The 17,953-nt window shown below is 65.2% G+C and carries 13 protein-coding genes and 1 tRNA gene; 6 read left to right on the top strand and 8 right to left on the bottom strand.

Annotated elements, in window-relative coordinates; translation table 11 throughout:
• Nucleotides 1-209: 209 nt before the first annotated feature.
• From RCH15_RS17365 to RCH15_RS17340, 6 genes are all read right to left on the bottom strand, one after another.
• Complete coding sequence (locus tag RCH15_RS17365; RefSeq protein ID WP_326961899.1) at nucleotides 210-1,982, bottom strand: GTPase; 1,773 nt, start codon at nucleotides 1,980-1,982, stop codon at nucleotides 210-212.
• Nucleotides 1,979-4,111: a GTPase gene (locus RCH15_RS17360; RefSeq protein ID WP_326961898.1), complete on the bottom strand. Its 2,133-nt coding sequence runs from the start codon at nucleotides 4,109-4,111 to the stop codon at nucleotides 1,979-1,981. Before RCH15_RS17360 ends, RCH15_RS17365 begins: the two co-directional genes overlap by 4 nt.
• Nucleotides 4,112-4,336: 225 nt before the next feature.
• Nucleotides 4,337-5,611, bottom strand: coding sequence for a tyrosine-type recombinase/integrase (locus RCH15_RS17355; protein ID WP_326961897.1), 1,275 nt, complete (start codon nucleotides 5,609-5,611; stop codon nucleotides 4,337-4,339).
• Nucleotides 5,611-5,838, bottom strand: coding sequence for a helix-turn-helix transcriptional regulator (locus RCH15_RS17350; protein WP_326961896.1), 228 nt, complete (start codon nucleotides 5,836-5,838; stop codon nucleotides 5,611-5,613). Before RCH15_RS17350 ends, RCH15_RS17355 begins: the two co-directional genes overlap by 1 nt.
• 138 nt (nucleotides 5,839-5,976) lie before the next feature.
• A tRNA-Thr gene (locus RCH15_RS17345) sits at nucleotides 5,977-6,050 on the bottom strand.
• Between the two features lie 147 nt (nucleotides 6,051-6,197).
• Nucleotides 6,198-7,088, bottom strand: coding sequence for a DsbA family protein (locus tag RCH15_RS17340; protein ID WP_326961895.1), 891 nt, complete (start codon nucleotides 7,086-7,088; stop codon nucleotides 6,198-6,200).
• A 260-nt stretch (nucleotides 7,089-7,348) separates the two neighbouring features.
• Here RCH15_RS17340 and RCH15_RS17335 point away from each other — a divergent pair, with 260 nt between their 5' ends.
• The 4 genes from RCH15_RS17335 to RCH15_RS17320 all read left to right on the top strand — a co-directional run bounded on the left by RCH15_RS17335 (nucleotide 7,349) and on the right by RCH15_RS17320 (nucleotide 12,525).
• On the top strand, nucleotides 7,349-8,758 hold the full coding sequence (locus tag RCH15_RS17335) for an alpha,alpha-trehalose-phosphate synthase (UDP-forming) (protein ID WP_326961905.1): 1,410 nt from the start codon (nucleotides 7,349-7,351) through the stop codon (nucleotides 8,756-8,758).
• A complete protein-coding gene (gene otsB, locus RCH15_RS17330) occupies nucleotides 8,748-9,560 on the top strand; it encodes a trehalose-phosphatase (RefSeq protein WP_326961894.1) in 813 nt (270 codons plus the stop codon). Before RCH15_RS17335 ends, otsB begins: the two co-directional genes overlap by 11 nt.
• Nucleotides 9,561-9,828: 268 nt before the next feature.
• On the top strand, nucleotides 9,829-10,911 hold the full coding sequence (locus tag RCH15_RS17325; RefSeq protein ID WP_326961893.1) for an ABC transporter ATP-binding protein: 1,083 nt from the start codon (nucleotides 9,829-9,831) through the stop codon (nucleotides 10,909-10,911).
• Nucleotides 10,912-11,088: 177 nt separating this feature from the next.
• Nucleotides 11,089-12,525 (top strand): DUF4032 domain-containing protein, encoded by a 1,437-nt coding sequence (locus RCH15_RS17320; protein WP_326961892.1) that lies wholly within the window; start codon nucleotides 11,089-11,091, stop codon nucleotides 12,523-12,525.
• 93 nt (nucleotides 12,526-12,618) lie between these two features.
• On the opposite strand, the gene RCH15_RS17315 is transcribed toward RCH15_RS17320, so the two are convergent.
• Nucleotides 12,619-13,986: an FAD-binding oxidoreductase gene (locus RCH15_RS17315; RefSeq protein WP_326961891.1), complete on the bottom strand. Its 1,368-nt coding sequence runs from the start codon at nucleotides 13,984-13,986 to the stop codon at nucleotides 12,619-12,621.
• Nucleotides 13,987-14,336: 350 nt separating this feature from the next.
• Here RCH15_RS17315 and RCH15_RS17310 point away from each other — a divergent pair, with 350 nt between their 5' ends.
• Both RCH15_RS17310 and RCH15_RS17305 read left to right on the top strand, forming a co-directional pair.
• Nucleotides 14,337-16,118, top strand: coding sequence for a glycoside hydrolase family 13 protein (locus RCH15_RS17310; RefSeq protein WP_326961890.1), 1,782 nt, complete (start codon nucleotides 14,337-14,339; stop codon nucleotides 16,116-16,118).
• 2 nt (nucleotides 16,119-16,120) lie between these two features.
• Nucleotides 16,121-17,158, top strand: coding sequence for a LacI family DNA-binding transcriptional regulator (locus tag RCH15_RS17305; RefSeq protein WP_326961889.1), 1,038 nt, complete (start codon nucleotides 16,121-16,123; stop codon nucleotides 17,156-17,158).
• Nucleotides 17,159-17,198: 40 nt separating this feature from the next.
• Here RCH15_RS17305 and RCH15_RS17300 read toward each other — a convergent pair whose 3' ends face one another.
• On the bottom strand, nucleotides 17,199-17,693 hold the full coding sequence (locus RCH15_RS17300) for an SRPBCC domain-containing protein (RefSeq protein WP_326961888.1): 495 nt from the start codon (nucleotides 17,691-17,693) through the stop codon (nucleotides 17,199-17,201).
• Nucleotides 17,694-17,953 lie beyond the last annotated feature (260 nt).

Here is a 17,953-nt window from a genome sequence, read left to right as displayed (position 1 = left end):
GATGGTGCGCAATGGTGTCGCCTTTGCCTCGGCGGGCGCGAACGTGCGGGTGGGCTGCTTCTGCCTCTCCGACTTCGACCTGCTGCTCAAGGCCCATTGCTGGCTGTCGTTGGTCGACTCGGAGTAGGTCCGCAAGCTGGCCCGAACTGCGAAAACGCGCTCTCGGAGCTGTTGGACGCAGCTGGCCGCTGATGGCCTCGGCTGAGAATCTAGCCGACTATTGGCGGGCTTAGACCTGCTGCCGATCCAGCTGACAGGGTGCCGTGCGAGATGGACAGCGCGGCCAACGCGGTCTCTGCCCGCTGTCGGACGGAGATAAGCCGATCTAGCAGACCGGATCGCGTTGCGCGTGCCCCATCGATCTCGTCAGCCATCGCGTCGATGCGCCGGAACTCCGGGCCGAAAGTGTCCTTCAAGTTGGAACCGACCGCGCGGAGCGCAGCAACCACAATGCCGTCTGCTTGGGCCAATACCTCGTGGATAATGCTGCGGCGACGCTCTGCCCGTGCCTGCTCTTCTTTGACGGCCGACCGCTCCTCGGCAACTACTCCGTACGCCTCCAGTCCGATTGAGATTGCGACCCCGCCGACCTTCGCAACTTTTCCGATCTTGTTAGCGGTCCGGACCGCTTCCCAGGGCTTGAACTTCTTACCGAATGCCTTACCGACTGTCAGCACAACCTTGTGCCCTGTGCTGCCTGCGGCTGCCTTCGTACCGCTACCCGCACCCCAGAATTCGTGGAACTGCTTGAGGTACTTCGACAGGTCGCCTGCCCAGCTTGCCGGAGGGGGAAGCGGAGAACCCCCTGGCCGAACCTCCACGTGCCGCGCTTCGAAGCCGCTGGCTTCCCGGTCACCGAGTCGGACCGAGGTGCGGCCGTAGGGAGAGGCTTCGATCTCCAGGACTTCGGAGGCGAGGTCGTCAAACTGGACTTCGAGCACCTGACGTACTTCATCCTCAAACCGATCCAAGGCAGCCCGGAGGTCGTCGTTGAGTGCTGTCATGTGCCCGTCCGCGGCCTCGTCGAGGGCGCCCTCGGCCCCGCTCTGTTCGTCGCGTTCGATACTGTCGGCGAACTGCGTGGCGGCGCGCACGGCATGCGCTCGGAACTGGGCTGCGCGCGCTTCGAGCAGATTATCGAGATGGATCCGCTTCTTGGAAAGCGCCGAACGTTGTCTGGCAAGAACGGTGAGCGCGGCCTGTTCATTGGGGTCATCTGTGAGGTCGGCAGATGCTTCGAAGGCAAGCGCGCCGATGAGCTGCAGCGGCTGACTCAGCTTGCCCAGCTCTCCCTGTTGGCTAGCGAAGCGGTTGATGAGAGTTGCGACACTGCCCAAACCCGACGCCTCAATAAAGGCGTTCGAGGCGGTGGGATCAGAAGCCGCAAGGTCAAGGCCGTCGAGGTAATACTGGCCGTCACACTCAACCCATGGAATCTGTTCGAACGGGCCGAGGGCTTCCTTGATTGCTTTATCGCGCACACCTTCGTCGGCCTCCATCGTTCCTGCCTTAGTGACGACAATCAGTGTCTGTTGGGACTTGCCGAGTCGGCCGAGAACGTCTCGGAGACGGTCAGTGAGCACATCGTCGAAGAGCTCGACCGTTACTGCAAATAGCACGAGATCGGCCTTTTGGAGTGCCTTTTCGGCTAGGTCGTCGTGGTGCGGGCGGCCTGCATGCACGCCTGGGGTGTCTACAAGGCGGACGTCGCCCTCCCAGTCGAACTCTTCCACGGCGTCGGTGGTCACACCCGATCCGATCACGACGCTGGCGGCGCCGTCGGTGAGCGCCTTGATGAGAGTCGACTTGCCGCTGCTGTACTGCCCGGTGAACACCAGCAGTGGAGTTGAGTGGGAGTCGACCGACAGACGGTCGAGCAGGGGTTGCGCGACCGCAGGATCGAGTTCGCCGAGAATGCCGCGAAGCTCCTTGCCCAGCTCCCTGGTAGCGGCGGACGATTCTTTAAAAAGGTTCACGCTCATAACCCCGATCTCCTTCTGGTGCTCTCGATGCGGATGTTTCTGCCGATGTGGGACGTCAACGCGTAAGACCATGTCTCCGTGATGGCTGCGGGGAGATCATCGTTCACGCAGACGGTGGCGGAGGCTGCGTCTGCCCTCGATAGGCGCGCTGGCGCGTCGACAAGGCCGAGTGCGTAGGAGAGCGAACCCGCCGCCTCGCCGCCAGCGTCGCGGGCCCTTCCGCCGGCCAGTCTCTCCCCGACGTCTGGCGGGTACAGCCATGCCTCCGAGAACGCAGCGTCCTTGAACTCGGCGAGGATGCAGACCCCAGGCACCCGTGTCGCCCGCTTCAGGGATCGTGCCAGCCGTTCCCGGCCCGAGATTCGAAGCAAGGCTGACGTCGTCTCCTTGTCCAACTCTCGAATCAGCGCATGCAAGCCCTTGCTGTGCTGAGTCGACCGGTCCGCCAACCACTCGAGTCCTGCCGAGCGGTCTTCGCTTTGAGCGCGCGCACTGGCAAGGCGGCCACGGAGCACGTCGAGTCGCTCGTCGACGATCCGTTCGAAATTGCCCTTGAGCTCGTCGAGAAGTGGCCCGATCTGCCCAGCCACCTCGTCACGTCGTTTCCGCAACACACCGTCTTGGCCCAAGACCCAGCTGTCAACGAGTCCCTTGAGGGGATTCAGTGCCGCGCCGACGCCTGCTCCTACGATGCCACCGACGATGGTCGTGACGATCGCTCCGGGGCCGGACGCCAACCCGAGATTCAACCCGATCACAGCACCCAATTTGACACCGGCTAAGGCGGCACCAACACTTACTGCCGCGATTCCCGCCCGCGCCAAACGGTTCCCGAGCACCGAGTCGAATCCGGTGAGATCCCGCAAGGCGAACTGGTCAGGCGAAACACGGGCCCACTCGGCGTCTGCCTCGGTGAGCGTCGATTCCACATCAGCCCTCAACTGCGAGAACCTGGCGTCCAGCGTCTCGTTCAGCTCCGCCTGCAACGCATCGATTTCCCTCTTCCAAGCTTGCTGGAGCAACTTTCCAAAGTCTGTCAACGAGAGATGCAAGTCACGGCGTCGTCCGACAGCGATTGCGATGTCGGAGACCATGCCTTCGCGTGCTAAGCGAACAACGCGGGCCAGCCGCGCCTGAATGTCCTCGTTCAGTTTCCTATTGTGGTCTGCCTGCGCTCGGCGGGTGGTCGATCCCTGCGCCAACGAAAGCATGAGGCTGTCGACCTTTCGGCGCTGTCCGTCGACCACCCTCAGCGCTCGACGGCTTTCGCAGTGAGTGACGTACTCGCGGTTCAGGGCATCGGTGAGGTCATCGATGCGGCTCGCCTCGTGGAGCTCAACGTCGATCTCACCACCGTGTGCCAACGATTCGGTCGCAGCGAGCGCGTGCATGTAGACCACGTCGAGAGGCTCGACGGCGACTGCTGCCATGTGACGCCTAAGATCATCGACCAGTCCCTCGCGGTGTCCGAAAACGCGCTCAGGGAACTTCAGCAGGTTCAGCCGGCCGACACCTTTGAGGGACTGGCGACAGTTGAGAACGACGATGATCGGCTTCCCGATGACACCGAGGAGGCGAAGCGCACGCGCTGTCTCTTCCTGGATTGAGTCGCTACTCGCGACCCACAAGATGAGATCCGCGTCATACGCAGCGCTGAACGCCAAATCGAAGTCTTCGGCTCCATCGCGTGCGCCGACGCCGGGCGTGTCGACGACCTCGATGCGGTCGGACGCCCGCGGGGTCGCAACGAAGACATCGCGTGAAAATCGTTGACTACCGTCTCCGATCCTGTCGAAATGTGAGCCAGACAGCGCCGACAGGAGCGATGACTTGCCGGCCATCGTCCGCCCCATCAGGACAACGCGCATCGGCGCGTTGAAATCGTCGGTTGCTTCTTGCCAGGCTGCCCATGACCCGCTGTGGGCACTGGTTAAGTCGGAGTCGATACCATCGAGCTCGGCCTCGTCGAGCAGTGCCTGATCGCGGATGGCCCCAGCTTGAGTGGCGAAGGCTGCCACGGCTTTCCGGATCGACGGCCACGGGTCTGACACCACCGGCTCTGCACCGAAGAGCACAGGGAGTGCCGACGGTAGCCACTTGTGGCGGGAAGGCACGTCGCTCTCAATCACGCCCCGATCCTCTCATAGGGGTCCGACAACGAATGAACGACGCTCGCCGGACCCTTCGTCAAGCTCAACGACCGCGAGCCTGGACGTCGTTTGTTCCCGTAACGGACTTTGGGTGGGGCCAAGGAGTCCGAACTCCTGACCTCTTCGATGCGATCCGTCGCTAATCTCAGCGCGGACGGATCACATCGAAGAGGTCGGCATTCCTCTCGTCGAGTCTGAGTGGATTCAGCCGATGTCTGCAGGAACTTGTTCAACCGGCTCGGATTCGGCTTTGGGTGCGAGCCGGTCCAAAACCGTGGTGTAGTCCGCCACGTCCCTCAGCCTCTCGATGTAGGCGGCGTGGGTCATGGAGACGTCGGCGTGACCTAGCATGGCGGCAGCGGCCCCGTCGGTCAGCTCCCTGGCGAGAAGGGACGCAACCGTTCGCCGAAAGGCGTGCGGAGTGATGACTGCCGTGTTCTCCATCTTGGAGGCGGTCAGCGCGGAACGCAGCTGCCTCCGTACGCTTGACGCCTGAACGTAGGTGCCGGTCCTGGACCAGAAGAGGGCCCCCGCTTTGTTGTTTTGCGGGGATTCGAGGCTTCGGCGGATGAGTACGTCGACGACAAACCGAGGCACTGGGATGACCCGCTCGCTGCCGCGGCTCTTGAGGAAGCTCTGGCGGTACTTGGGGCCGTGACGAGGCTCCACCAGCGTTCCGGTGAGTGCGATCTTTCCGACGTCGCCTGACAGGTCGATGTCTTCCAAACGGATTGCCAGAACCTCCCCGATGCGCGCCCCGGTGCCGATCAGAACGTCAACGACGTCTGCCAGTACGTTGCTCGGGCGGGGACCGAATTGGCCGGGTTCTGTCCGCCAAATCCGGACAGCCTCGCGAACATCGTGCAGGGTAGCCGCGCTCAAGCTAACGGGCCTCTTCCGCGGCCTGTTGAGCCGATCGACCTCACGTACCGGATTGCCGCCTACGTACAAGTCGTGCCTGATGGCGTAGGACATGATCTGCTGAAGCACCGTTTTTGCCAGCCGCGCATTCGTGTGCCCCTTCCCTCCCACGACCAGCGACCGCAAGAAGCTGTCACAGGTGGAGGTGCTGATTTCATTGATCTTCAACGCGCCGAGCGCGGGCTCGATGAGTCGGTAGATGAGCCCTTCGTACTGGTCCCACGTCTGGCGCCGGATCCCGCCCGTGCTGCCAGTCGCGACCATGTTCCCGTTGTCGTCAACGACGACCTTGGGAACCTCGATACTGGCGAGAAACTTCTCGGCGACGACGTTCAGCGAGGAGTTCGCCGCTACTCGTCCAGCACGCTGCTGGTGCTCTTTCATGGACGCCAGCAGGGCTGTCTCTGCCTTGCCCTTGGTCGACCCGAACTTGCTGTAGGTCCGCGTGACACCGTCCCAGCCGCGGAACCGACAGCTGGCCCGCCATTTTCCCGTTGCCTCGTCCTTCTTGGCGCTGACCGTTCCCCAGGCGCCAACCGGCAGGCTTGAGCGCCCCATCAGGCCGCAGCCTTCGAAGTCTTACCGATCCAAGCCTCAACGGCGGCTCGGTCGTAGCGGACGACGCTATAGAGCTTCAGAGCCGTCGGCCCGATACCGGCGGAGCGCCAGTTGCGGAGGGTCTTGGGAGCCACCTGCAGCCACACGGCCACTTCCTCGGTGGTCAGGAGCTGCACTGCCTTGCCTTGGTCCGTTGCCGGTCCCAAGGTCTTTCTGCCTGTCTGCATGGCTTTCCTATGCGGCCCGAGAGCCGACGGGGGTGTCCCGTCTTCCTGAAAGCGTGTCGTAAGCGTGTCGTGCCCACTTTTTAGGCATAAAAAACCCCTCCGTTCCGGGCAAAATCACCGGAAAGGAGGGGTTCGAAGGGCCCCCTGTCGGATTCGAACCGACGACCCCCGCTTTACAAGAGCGGTGCTCTGGCCAACTGAGCTAAGGAGGCATTCCTGCGCCAGGCCCGCGCCGGGCCTCGCGGGCCTGGCGCAAGTGCGCTAGATAAGGTTAGCCCACGATCGGCCCGGGGATAAAAACAGGCCCGGCTCCGGAAGGATCCGGAACCGGGCCTGTTGTTTGCCGGCAGGGTTCCCGGTTACTTCTTGGCGTCGATCGCGGCCTGCAGGAACTGATCGAACGGGGTCTGGGCACTGTCGCCCTTGCCCCACTGCTTGCCTTCGACCAGGACCGTCGGCGTTCCGGTCACACCGATGGATGCGGCCTGCTGGGTGGCGTATTTGACCCACGGGCGGTACGTCTTAGCTTCCACGCAGGTGTCGATGCTCTTGGCCCCGGCGTCGGTTGCCATCTTCTTCAGATCCGCATCGGAGATGCCGGCGCTGCCTTCAGCAGGCTGCTTCTCGAAAAGCATGTTGACGAAGTCGGCGTACTTCTCCGGCGACTCGTTCACGACGCAGGCCGCCGCGTTGGCTGCCCGGGAGGAGTAATTGGTGGTGGAGCGGGTGTCAAGGAAGCCCAGCGGACGGTATTCCACGGTGATCTTGCCTTCGTTGCGGAGGTTCGTGAGGGTCTCGTTGTACTGGGTCTCAAAGTTCTTGCAGACCGGGCAGATGAAGTCGATGAAGAGGACCACCTTGACCGGCTTGCCGGCCTCGGCTTCTGCGCCGGGGGCGGTAATCTCAGCCGGCGGGGTTTCCGCCGGAGCGGACAGGTCGGCGATCCTGACTGTGCCGGGCTCGGTCTTGGCCACCTCGGAGTTCGCCAGGAGGGTCACGCCGCCGTAGATGTTGCCGTTGGCTGGTGTTGGACCCTCCTCCGCGACCGGGGCGTTTTTTTGAATGTTGGAGGTCACCACCAGCGCCACCACCACAATGATGGCCACGACGGCCGCAACGATGCCCCAACCAATCAGCAGCTTGTTGCGCTTCTCCTTCTTCAGCTGCGCCTCACGGATTTCACGGGCTTTCTCGCGGGCCGCGGCAGTTCGCTCTGACTTGGACTGACGGGGGTCGTTAGCGGGGCTCATTGGTTCCTCGGGTCGATCGGCCGGTGACATCCACTTCGGTGGCAGTTCATCATTTTAGGGGAGAAAACTGGGAACTTGCGCTTTCAACTTTCCTCCCCGCCTACTAACGGACGAATAGCCCAGAAGATTCCGCGCGGCTAGGGTGGATAAAAGCCATGAGCGAACCCCAGGGGGCACCAATGCAGGCAGCCAAACAGGCCGAAACGGATCCGAAGTCCGAGGGCGCGAGCAACACCGATCCGGACGCGCAATATGACTTCATGGTGGTTTCCAACCGCATGCCGGTCGACCGCTGTGACCCGGAAGAGCCCGGCTGCGAAGGCGGCTGGCGCCGCTCCCCCGGCGGCCTGGTCACTGCCCTTGCGCCGATGATGACCAAGACCGACGGCGCGTGGGTGGGCTGGCATGGCGCCCCGGACGAGCAGCTCCAGCCATTCAGCCACGGCGGCATCGACCTCGTGCCGGTCCAGCTGAGCACCCAGGACATCGAGTTCTACTACGAGGGCTTCTCCAACGCCACGCTCTGGCCGCTCTACCACGACGTGATTGCTCCGCCGGAGTTCCACCGGACGTGGTGGGACTCCTACCGCAAGGTCAACCGCCGGTTCGCGGACGCCGTCATCCACCACGCCGGCCCCGGCGCCACGGTGTGGGTCCAGGATTACCAGCTCCAGCTCGTTCCGAAGATGCTCCGCGAGGCGCGTCCGGACCTTAAAATCGGCTTCTTCAACCACATTCCCTTTCCGCCGCCGGAGATCTTCGCCCAGCTGCCGTGGCGCCGGGCCATCATCGACGGACTGCTGGGCGCTGACCTGGTCGGCTTCCAGCGCCCCAGCGACGCCGGCAACTTCATGCGCTCCGCTCGCCGTTTCCTCGGCGCCAGCGTCAAGCAGCAGCAAATCCACGTCAAGGGCACCGACGGAAAACCCACCCATATCGCCCGCGCCCAGGCCTTCCCCATTTCCATCGATGTCAAGCAGATCAGCGAGCTCGCACAGAACCCCGAGATCGTCGAACGCTCCCGGCAGATCCGCCGGGACCTCGGAAACCCGAAGACCATCCTGCTCGGCGTCGACCGGCTTGACTACACCAAGGGCATCCGGCACCGGCTCAAGGCCTACGAGGAACTCCTGGCCGACGGCAAGGTCACCGTGGAAGATGCCGCCCTCATCCAGGTCGCCAGTCCCAGCCGGGAACGGGTGGAGCAGTACCGCCTCCTCCGCGAAGAAGTGGAGGGCACGGTGGGCCACATCAACGGCACCTACGACACCATGCAGAACACCGCCGTGCGCTACCTGAACCACAGCTACCCCGTCGAGGAGATGGTGGCGCTGTACCTGGCAGCGGACGTCATGCTCGTCACCGCCTTGCGGGACGGCATGAACCTCGTGGCCAAGGAATACGTCACGGCCCGCACCAACAACGACGGCGCCCTGGTGCTCAGCGAGTTTGCCGGTGCCGCAGACCAGCTCAAGCAGGCGCTGCTGATGAACCCGCACGACATCGACGGCCTCAAGGACACCATCATGCGGGCCGTCAACATGCAGCCGGCCGAGGCGGGGCGCCGGATGCGTGCGATGCGCAAACAGATCCTCGATCACGACGTCGACCTCTGGTCCTCGGACTTCCTGAGCGCCCTCGAAGAGAAGGTAATCCGCGATGACTCCTGACCCCTCCCCCGGGCAGACGCCACTCTCGCTCTCCCCGGAGCTGCTGGAGGCGCTGCGCCGCGTCGCCGGCACCGAACACCTACTGGTAGCGATGGATTTTGACGGCACGATGGCACCGCTCGTGGACCACGCCGGCGACGCCCGCGCCCTCCCCCGCTCCGCCGCAGCCTTTGCCGCGCTTGCCGGCCTTCCGCGGACGACGACGGCCCTCATCTCCGGGCGGGCGCTGGACAGCCTGCGGGCGGTCGCCTTTCCCCCGGAGAAGACCCTGCTGATCGGAAGCCACGGCGCTGAAGCCTGGCTGGGCCCCGGCTCCTCTAAACTGGAACTCGATGACGCCCGCCGGGCGCTGCTCGCCGAGGTCCGGCACGAGCTGGAGGGGATCATCGAGGTAGCTCCGGGCACACTGCTGGAGGACAAGCCGGCCGGCGTCGTCCTCCATACCCGCCTGGCCGAGGACGACGTCGCGGAGGACGCCGTCGCCGCAGCCCGGGCCGTCCTGCAGGACAAGTCCGGCGTTTTCCTCAAGGCCGGCAACCGCGTGCTGGAGACCTCGGTGATCCACGCGTCCAAGGGGGAGGGTGTGACCTTCCTGCGCCAGGCGACCGGTGCGACGGCCACGGTTTTCGCCGGTGACGACACCACGGACGAGGACGCCTTGGCCAGCCTGCTGCCCGGGGACCTTGGCGTGAAAGTGGGCCTGGACTTCACCCAGGCGCAGTTCCGGATCGAAGCCCCGGCCCATGTCTCCGAGCTGCTGGAAGCCCTGCTGAGGGAACGGAAGCGTGCCCTGGGCATGTGAGTGTTCGCGGCACTGCGGGCCCAACGTAAGCCCAATCACGTGTGAAATCGCCAACATTTCGCCCCGTTTACCAAACATCTGACATACTCTTGTTGTGATGTGGCGCACAAGTACCGTGCGGCATCATTGGATACTCCCGGCTTCGGCCGGGGAGTATGCGCACGACCAGGTGCTGAGAACTGAACAACAACTGAATTAACAATTGAACAATAAGACCATTCACTACGGATCGTCCGGCACGTACCTGCCGGTGAAGGGATTGATAACTGTGGCTACAGTTACTTTTGACAACGCAACACGTCTGTACCCGGGCACCGAAAAGCCCGCTGTTGACAAGCTCAACATTGAAATCGCCGACGGCGAATTCCTGGTCCTCGTAGGACCCTCCGGCTGCGGCAAATCGACCTCCCTGCGCATGCTTGCAGGTCTTGAGGACGTCAACTCCGGCCGGATCCTCATTGGCGACCGCGATGTCACCGACATCCCGCCGAAGGACCGCGACATCGCCATGGTGTTCCAGAACTACGCCCTGTACCCGCACATGACGGTCGCAGACAACATGGGCTTTGCCCTGAAGATCGCCGGCGTCAGCAAGGAAGAACGCGCCGAGCGTGTCCGTGAAGCCGCCAAGCTGCTGGACCTCGAGCCGTACCTGGACCGCAAGCCGAAGGCCCTTTCCGGCGGTCAGCGCCAGCGTGTGGCCATGGGCCGCGCCATCGTGCGCAACCCGCAGGTCTTCCTCATGGACGAGCCGCTGTCCAACCTTGACGCCAAGCTCCGCGTGCAGACCCGCACGCAGATTGCGTCCCTGACCCGCCGCCTGGGCGTCACCACCGTCTACGTGACCCACGACCAGGTCGAGGCCATGACCATGGGCGACCGCGTCGCCGTGCTGAAGGATGGCCTGCTGATGCAGGTCGACACTCCGCGCAACCTGTACGACAAGCCGAAGAACGTCTTCGTGGCCGGCTTCATCGGCTCCCCCGCGATGAACCTGCTGGAACTGCCCGTCGTCGACGGCGGCGTCCAGTTCGGCGGCACCATCTACCCCGTGCCGCATGACGTCCTCGAAGCGGCCACCGGCAAGACGGTCACCCTCGGCTCCCGGCCGGAAGACCTCGAGACGGTGTCTCAGGGTGAAGGCCTGCAGGTGGAGGTCGACGTCGTCGAGGAGCTCGGCGCCGACGCCTACGTTTACGGGCACACCATGCTGGACGGCACCAGCCACGACATCGTGGCACGCGTCGACGGCCGCCGCCCTCCGATGAAGGGCGAGACCATCTACGTCCGCCCCCAGTCCGGCCACGTGCACCTGTTCGACACCAAGACGGGACTGCGCCTGGGCGATTAATCCCCACCGGCCCCATGACCTTGCACCGCGTCGGCCAAGGAACCCTGCCGGCGTGGGCCACGGCAACGCTGCGCAACTGACGGCGGTCCTCCTATGGGAGGGCCGCCGTCAGGCGTTGAATAACCCGGCGGCCGGCGTCCGTTAGGGCAGCGGCGCCCAGTACGGAAGAATTGGCTCATGACCGAGGAATACGCCAGCACCGAGGAAAACAGTGCCCAGTGGCACGACGAACCCACCGACTACGGCCAGATCGGCAAGCTGCCCCGGTTTGAAGCCGCCAGCGCCAATGACAGCAAGGCCTCGATGGCCTCGAGCTCGCTGAGCATTACCGCTGCCGCCACCGAGCCCGAACTCCTGGACCTGCCGTGGCATATCGCCCTCGAGGACTGGCCCGCGGAACACCTTGCCGCTCTCCCGCGCGGCATTTCCCGCCACATTGTGCGGTTCGCCCACCTCGGCGGCTCGGTCATCGCCATCAAGGAAACCTCAGAGCACGTGGCCCGCCACGAGTACCACATGCTCCGCAAACTTGCCCGGCTGGACGTGCCCTGCGTGGAGCCGGTGGCCGTCATCACCGGCCGCACCACCCCCGATGGCCGGCCGCTGAACCCCGTGCTGGTCACCCGGCACCTGAAGTTCTCGATGCCGTACCGCGCCCTCTTCTCCCAGATGCTGCGCAAAGACACCCTCACCCGTTTGATCGATGCCCAGGCCCTCCTGCTGGTCCGCCTGCACCTGATCGGCTTCTACTGGGGCGACGTATCGCTCTCGAACACCCTGTTCCGGCGCGATGCCGGCGCGTTCGCCGCCTACCTCGTGGACGCCGAAACAGGCGAGCTGTATCCGGACCTCTCCACCGGCCAGCGCGAATACGACCTGGAGATCGCCCGGGTCAACATTGCCGGGGAACTGATGGACCTGCTCGACGGCGGACTCATCGAGGAAAAGGTGGACCCTGTCGCCACCAGCGAACTCATCATGGACAGCTACCGGCGGCTGTGGACCGAGCTGACGGAAAAGGAATCGTTTGAGATCGGCGAACGCTGGCGGGTAGCGGCCCGCATCCGCAAACTCAACGAACTGGGGTTCGACGTCGAGGAGTACGCGATCAAGACGACGCAGAACGGTTCCACCATCCAGCTCCAGCCCAAGGTGGTGGATGCGGGCCACCACCAGCGCAGGCTGCTGCGCCTGACCGGCCTGGACGTCCAGGAGAACCAGGCCCGCCGGCTCCTGAACGACATGGACTCGTTCCGCGCGGATAACAACCCGGGGATGGATGAGGAATACAGCGCCCACTTGTGGGTTAGCCAGATCTTCGAACCGATCGTCCGTTCCATCCCACGGGACCTGTCCGGGAAACTGGAACCGGCGGAGGCAGTCCACGAGATCCTGGAGCACCGCTGGTACATGTCCGAAAAGGAGAACCGGCACATTCCGCTGGCCGAGGCCGTGCAGTCCTACATCGACTCCGAGCTCCGCCACCGCCGGGACGAGGCGGCCATCATGCTGAACCCGGACACCGAACTGCTCAAAATCCTTGAGGTGGAAACAGAAGAATCCCGCTACGGCGCGGACGAGTCCGACGACGAATATCCCGACTCGAACGACTGACCAGACCCGTCCGGCGCACCCTTCACCAGTCAGGGGCGGCCGGCCCGGGGCCGGCGCGTCGATCCCGGGCCGCACCGTTGTGGCACAGCCGCGCTAAATCGCCTTGCCGGGGTTCAGGATGCCGGCCGGATCGAACAGCTCCTTGATCCGGCGCTGTAGTTCGCGCACGGGTTCCTTCTGTTCAAGCCCGAGCCAGCGCAGCTTGAACTGGCCGATCCCGTGCTCACCCGTGATGGTGCCGCCCATGGCGAGGGCAACGGTGATGGATTTGTCCAGGGCCGCGCCCAGCCGCTCCATGGCGCCGGCGTCGACGGCACCGTCCACCCGGTCCACCCAAAAGGTGGGATGCAGGTTCCCGTCGCCGGCGTGCGCCACGACTTTGAGGTTCACCCTGTTCGCCGCCGCCATTGCCTCCAGTTCGGCGACGTAGTCCACCAGCCGGGAGCGCGGGACGGCGACGTCCTCGCCCACGCGGTATTCGTCGTCGACCTCCACGCCGCGGCTGTTGCGCCGCAGTTCCACAAGCTGCTCTGCCTCCGCGCTGGCTTCCATGGTCACCACAGCGCCGCCCGCAACGAGAACGGGCCGGATTGCGGCCGCCTCGGCCGCTGCACCGAACCCGTCGGTCTGGATCAGCAGCAGGGACTGTCCCCTGGCGGCGAGGTCCGAGCCGTGCATCTCATCGACCTGGGCCAGGGTGCCGCTGTCAAGCAGTTCCATGATGGCCGGCTGCACCCGCGCTTTGCCCACGGCGAGGACACCGGCCGCGGCGGTGCGGAAGTCCGGGTAAAAAGCGGCGATGGTGTGCACGTCCTGCGGGAGATACTTGAGCCGGACGGTGACACCGACGACGATTCCCAGCGTCCCCTCGGAGCCGACGAACAGCCCGGTGAGGTCGTAGCCGGCGACGCCCTTGAACGTCTGGTGGCCGGTGTGGATGAGGGAACCGTCCGCCAGCACGACGTCGAGTGCCAGCACGGAGTCCCGGGTCACCCCGTACTTGGCGCAGCGCAGGCCGCCGGCGTTGGTGGCCACGTTGCCGCCGATGGTGGACACCCTGTAGCTGGCCGGGTCCGGGGCATACATCAGGCCGTGGCCCGCGGCAGCGGCGTTGAGGTCCGCGTTAATGACCCCGGGTTCGACGACGGCTGTCTCGTCATCAGGATTGAGGTCAAGGATGCGGTTCATCCGTTCCAGGCTCAGCACGATGCAGCCCTCGCTGGCGTGGGCGCCGCCGGACACGCCGGTCCCGGCGCCGCGGGCCACCAGCGGGACCCCGAGGGCGGCGCAGGCGCGGACGGTGGCCTGGACGTCTTCGATCGATTCGGCCTGGACCACGGCCTGCGGCAGCTGGTAGTTCAGCACCGGTGCCTGATCCACGGCATAGACAGCCAGCGTGGGGTCATCCAGGGCGACTTTCGCCGGTCCCAGGACAGAGGTGAGCTCGTCGATGATGCTCATGCGGTCTCCGATTCGTCGATTCCGGCCTTCAGTCTAAGGGGCGGGTCGGGGAGTACCGGCAGCACCCAGACACGGGCTGGGGCGCCGGCAGAGCACCGCTGGTGATATAGCTCACAACTGCAAGCGCTTCCAAATTCCAACGGGGAAGATGACTTTGAAAAGTCACACGACGTGCCGGCACCACCGACGGCCAATTGCTGCGGAAATCCTTGGGAAACCAACGTTCCCGCAGTTCAGCCGCTAACCGGCGACACATTTATGCCGCAGGCCATCGAGGCGGACGCATAGAAGCCACATCATTTGGCTGGAAGCGTTTTCATTTCGGCTAGCGGGCACTTACTATTACCGGCATGTCCGTTGACTCAGCACTCACCGCCCCCGCCGAACTGGCCGGAATACTGACCGGCCCCCTCACTCCGGTCCACCCCGCAGACCACCTCCCCGGCTGGTGGCGCTCGGCCGTCATCTACCAGGTGTATCCGCGTTCATTCCGGGACCTGGATGGGGACGGTGTCGGCGACCTTGCCGGCATCACGGCTGAACTTCCGAAGCTGGCCGAACTGGACATCGACGCCGTCTGGCTCTCGCCGTTCTACCGCTCCCCGCAGCGCGACGCCGGCTACGACGTCAGCGACTACTGCGACGTAGACCCCCTGTTCGGCACACTGGGGGACTTCGACACCATGATGGCCGAGGCCGCCCGCCTGGGCCTGCGGATGATCGTCGACCTCGTCCCGAACCACTGCTCTGACCAGCATGTCGCATTCCAGGCCGCCCTGGCCGCACCGGCCGGCAGCCCCGAACGGGACATGTTCATCTTCCGCGACGGCCGCGGGCACTTCGGTGAGGAGCCGCCGAACAACTGGGGATCCCACTTCGGCGGACCCGCCTGGACCCGGATCACCGAGCCTGACGGCTCCCCCGGCCAGTGGTACCTGCACCTGTTCGACACTTCCCAGCCGGACTTCAACTGGGACAACGACGCCGTGCACGAGGAATTCGAACGGGTCCTGCGCTTCTGGCTGGACCGCGGCGTCTCCGGCTTCCGGGTGGACGTGGCCCATGCCCTCGTCAAGGCCCCCGGTCTCCCCGAATGGGGTGGCCGGGCCGACGGCAACAGCTGCGACGGGTACCCCGGCCACGACGCACCGATGTTCGGCCAGCCCGCCCTGCACGACATCTACCGCAAGTGGCGGCGCATCCTGGCCGAATACGGGCCCGACCGCATCCTCTGCGCCGAGGCGAACGTTGATCCGCTCCCCCGCCTGGCCGACTGGGTCCGGCCGGACGAGATGCACCAGGCCTTCAACTTCCCCTACCTGCACACCGGGCTGGACGTCCACCGCATGCGTGGTGTCATCACCGAGTCCTTGACGGCGCTGGACGCCGTCGGGGCTCCCAGCACCTGGGTGCTCTCGAACCATGACGTGGTCCGGCACGCCACCCGGTTTGGCTACGATGGCCATGCACCGCGTGACGGTGACGGGATTGGCAGCTCCGACCCGCAACCGGATGAGGCGCTCGGCCGCTCGCGGGCAGCGGCGGCCACCATGTTCATGCTCGGCCTGCCCGGCGGCGCCTACCTGTACCAGGGCGAGGAGCTGGGCCTGCCGGACGGCATCGACATACCGGACAGCCAGCGGCAGGACCCGACCTTCGCCCGGACCGGCGGCGAACGGCTGGGACGTGACGGTTGCCGGGTTCCGCTGCCCTGGCGTGCCGGGGAGCCCAACGCCGGCTTTGGCAACGGAGCAGCGCCCTGGCTTCCGCAGCCCGCCAGTTTCCCGGAACTGGCACGGGACGCCCAGGCCGCTTCGCCGTCGTCGCACCTCAACCTCTACCGGCGGATGCTGGCCGCGCGCCGCGAATTCGGACTCGGACTCGGTTCCCTCAGCTGGGCCGAGGAGTGGTGCTCGGACACCACCCTGGCGTATGTGAACGGCACCACCTTGGTGCTGTTGAACGCGGGGTGGGAGCCCATTGAACTGCCCGCCGCAAGGATCCTGCTGCGCAGCTCCCCTTATACCGCGGGTGACGGTTCTGAATCATCGGAACAGCCAGGCTCCCGGCGTCCGCTTGGCCCGGGGGAAACTGTATGGCTGGAAATCTCCCTCGAGGACGGAGAGAGCTAGCCATGCCCGGCATCAAGGACGTCGCGGAACGCGCTGGCCTCTCCATAGCCACCGTTTCGCGGGCCCTGAGCGGCAAGGGCAACGTCTCGGACCGCAGCCGGGAACGCGCCAGGACTGCCGCCTCCGAACTCGGGTTCGTGCTCTCATACCATGCCTCAAGCCTCGCCTCCGGGCGGAACCACAACGTCGGCGTCGTGGTTCCGTCTGTCCACCGCTGGTTCTTCTCCTCGGTGGTGGAGGGGGTCTCGGCGGGCCTCCTGGACGCGGGATACGATCTCACGCTGTACAACGTCAGTGAGGGCCGGGAGCGCCGGCAGAGCGTGCTGAATGATTTCCTGCTGCGCAAGCGCGTGGATGCGGTCATTGCGGTGTCCCTCGAGCTCAGCGAGGCCGAGATCCAGAAGCTGCTTGCGATCCACCGGCCCATCGTCGGGATCGGCGGCCCGCTGCCCGGAGCCTCGACCATCCGGATCGACGACTCGGGGATTGCCCGGGCCGCGGCCCGCCACTTAATCCAGCTGGGGCACAGCAGGATTGCCCATATGACCGGCGACGCCGCCTATGAGCAGGACTTCCGGCTGCCGGGCACGCGCCAGGCGGGTTTCACAAAGGCCATGAGGGACGCCGGCCACACCATCCGCCCCGAATGGCAGGTCTTCGCAGACTTCACCATCCAAGGGGCGTTTGCCAGCGCCCGGCAGCTGCTCGGCGGCTCAGTGGACCGGCCGACGGCGGTCTTCGCGGCCTCCGACGAAATGGCCATCGGCACGATTCTGGCCGCCCGCGACTTTGGACTCCGCGTGCCCGAGGACCTGTCGGTGATCGGCATTGACGGGCACGAACTCGGGGAGGTCTTCGGACTCACCACGATTGACCAGGACGCCCGCGGCCAGGGCGCGCTGGCGGTGCGCCGTCTCCTGGCCGGGCTCCACGGCGTAGGCGACGCCGAGCCCGCCGACGCCGAGTACCCGACGCGGTTTGTCATCCGCTCCAGCACCGCCGTTCCCGCCATGGACCCGGCGCCGCTGCGTCACCACTGAGGCGGCCCCGCGGTGTCATCATTGCGGCCGTTCCTGAGCCTCAGGCAGCACCCATGAAACGGACGAACCGGTCCAGAACCTCCGGCCAGCTGGCGGCCGAGTGAGCGCGTGCTACGACAGGATCCTCGGCCCCCTCCCATCCGTTGTGGACGAGGCGGACCTCCGTGCCTGCGTCCACTGACCGAAACGCGACACGCAGCTCTGTGGACCAGGCAGCAGAGGAACCGGGGTGCCAACTCGCGTGGAAAGACAGCGGAGGCTGCCAGTCATCGATGGAACCCCAAATGGCCGTCCTGCCGTCATCGGCAGTCTCCAGGATCAGGTTCTCCTCGAACTCCACGTAGGAGCCTGCGCCGAAGATGCCATGCTCCGCCAGCGGCCACCAGAGGTGGGTGTGTTCGGTGAACCCGACAAAGGCGCGGGCGACGGCGCCAGGCACAATGACCGAGCAGACGACGGGGTCGAGCCCGTCCACCGCGGCTGGCTCCGGCGTGCCGGCAGCGTCAGAGGCGGCGTGGCTGAAGAGATTGTCCATGGGCATCAACTCTACCCGCGGACCCACCCCTTCATTCTGTCGGACGGGACCTCCGTGGTGGGCGGGGGGCTCGCCGTTGAGTTCCTGGCGTTGGTCCACGGCCGGCGGTTCCCCCGTTAGGTTCCGTTGTGGCCGGCCCTGGCCGAACGCGGCTCCGATACGCTGTTGGGGGGTTAAATGCGGGAGAGCCCCTGACCTGGTGGTTAGGGGCTCTCGACCGTTTAATGGTGTTCCGGCGGTGACCTACTCTCCCACACCCT

The sequence above is a fragment of the Arthrobacter sp. MP_M4 genome (genome assembly GCF_035984855.1).
In the GTDB taxonomy this organism is placed as follows: domain Bacteria; phylum Actinomycetota; class Actinomycetes; order Actinomycetales; family Micrococcaceae; genus Arthrobacter.
The sequence above is the reverse complement of the archived record's forward strand: the minus strand, read 5'-3'. Positions and strand labels throughout refer to the sequence as shown.

What these genes read in the sequence shown, in the direction of transcription:
- RCH15_RS17315 (WP_326961891.1), bottom strand. Translation starts at nt 13,986, where the DNA reads ATGAGCATCATCGACGAGCTCACCTCTGTCCTGGGACCGGCGAAAGTC.
- otsB (WP_326961894.1), top strand. Translation starts at nt 8,748, where the DNA reads ATGACTCCTGACCCCTCCCCCGGGCAGACGCCACTCTCGCTCTCCCCG.
- RCH15_RS17310 (WP_326961890.1), top strand. Translation starts at nt 14,337, where the DNA reads ATGTCCGTTGACTCAGCACTCACCGCCCCCGCCGAACTGGCCGGAATA.
- RCH15_RS17300 (WP_326961888.1), bottom strand. Translation starts at nt 17,693, where the DNA reads ATGGACAATCTCTTCAGCCACGCCGCCTCTGACGCTGCCGGCACGCCG.
- RCH15_RS17305 (WP_326961889.1), top strand. Translation starts at nt 16,121, where the DNA reads ATGCCCGGCATCAAGGACGTCGCGGAACGCGCTGGCCTCTCCATAGCC.
- RCH15_RS17320 (WP_326961892.1), top strand. Translation starts at nt 11,089, where the DNA reads ATGACCGAGGAATACGCCAGCACCGAGGAAAACAGTGCCCAGTGGCAC.
- RCH15_RS17355 (WP_326961897.1), bottom strand. Translation starts at nt 5,611, where the DNA reads ATGGGGCGCTCAAGCCTGCCGGTTGGCGCCTGGGGAACGGTCAGCGCC.
- RCH15_RS17340 (WP_326961895.1), bottom strand. Translation starts at nt 7,088, where the DNA reads ATGAGCCCCGCTAACGACCCCCGTCAGTCCAAGTCAGAGCGAACTGCC.
- RCH15_RS17335 (WP_326961905.1), top strand. Translation starts at nt 7,349, where the DNA reads ATGGTGGTTTCCAACCGCATGCCGGTCGACCGCTGTGACCCGGAAGAG.
- RCH15_RS17365 (WP_326961899.1), bottom strand. Translation starts at nt 1,982, where the DNA reads ATGAGCGTGAACCTTTTTAAAGAATCGTCCGCCGCTACCAGGGAGCTG.
- RCH15_RS17350 (WP_326961896.1), bottom strand. Translation starts at nt 5,838, where the DNA reads ATGCAGACAGGCAGAAAGACCTTGGGACCGGCAACGGACCAAGGCAAG.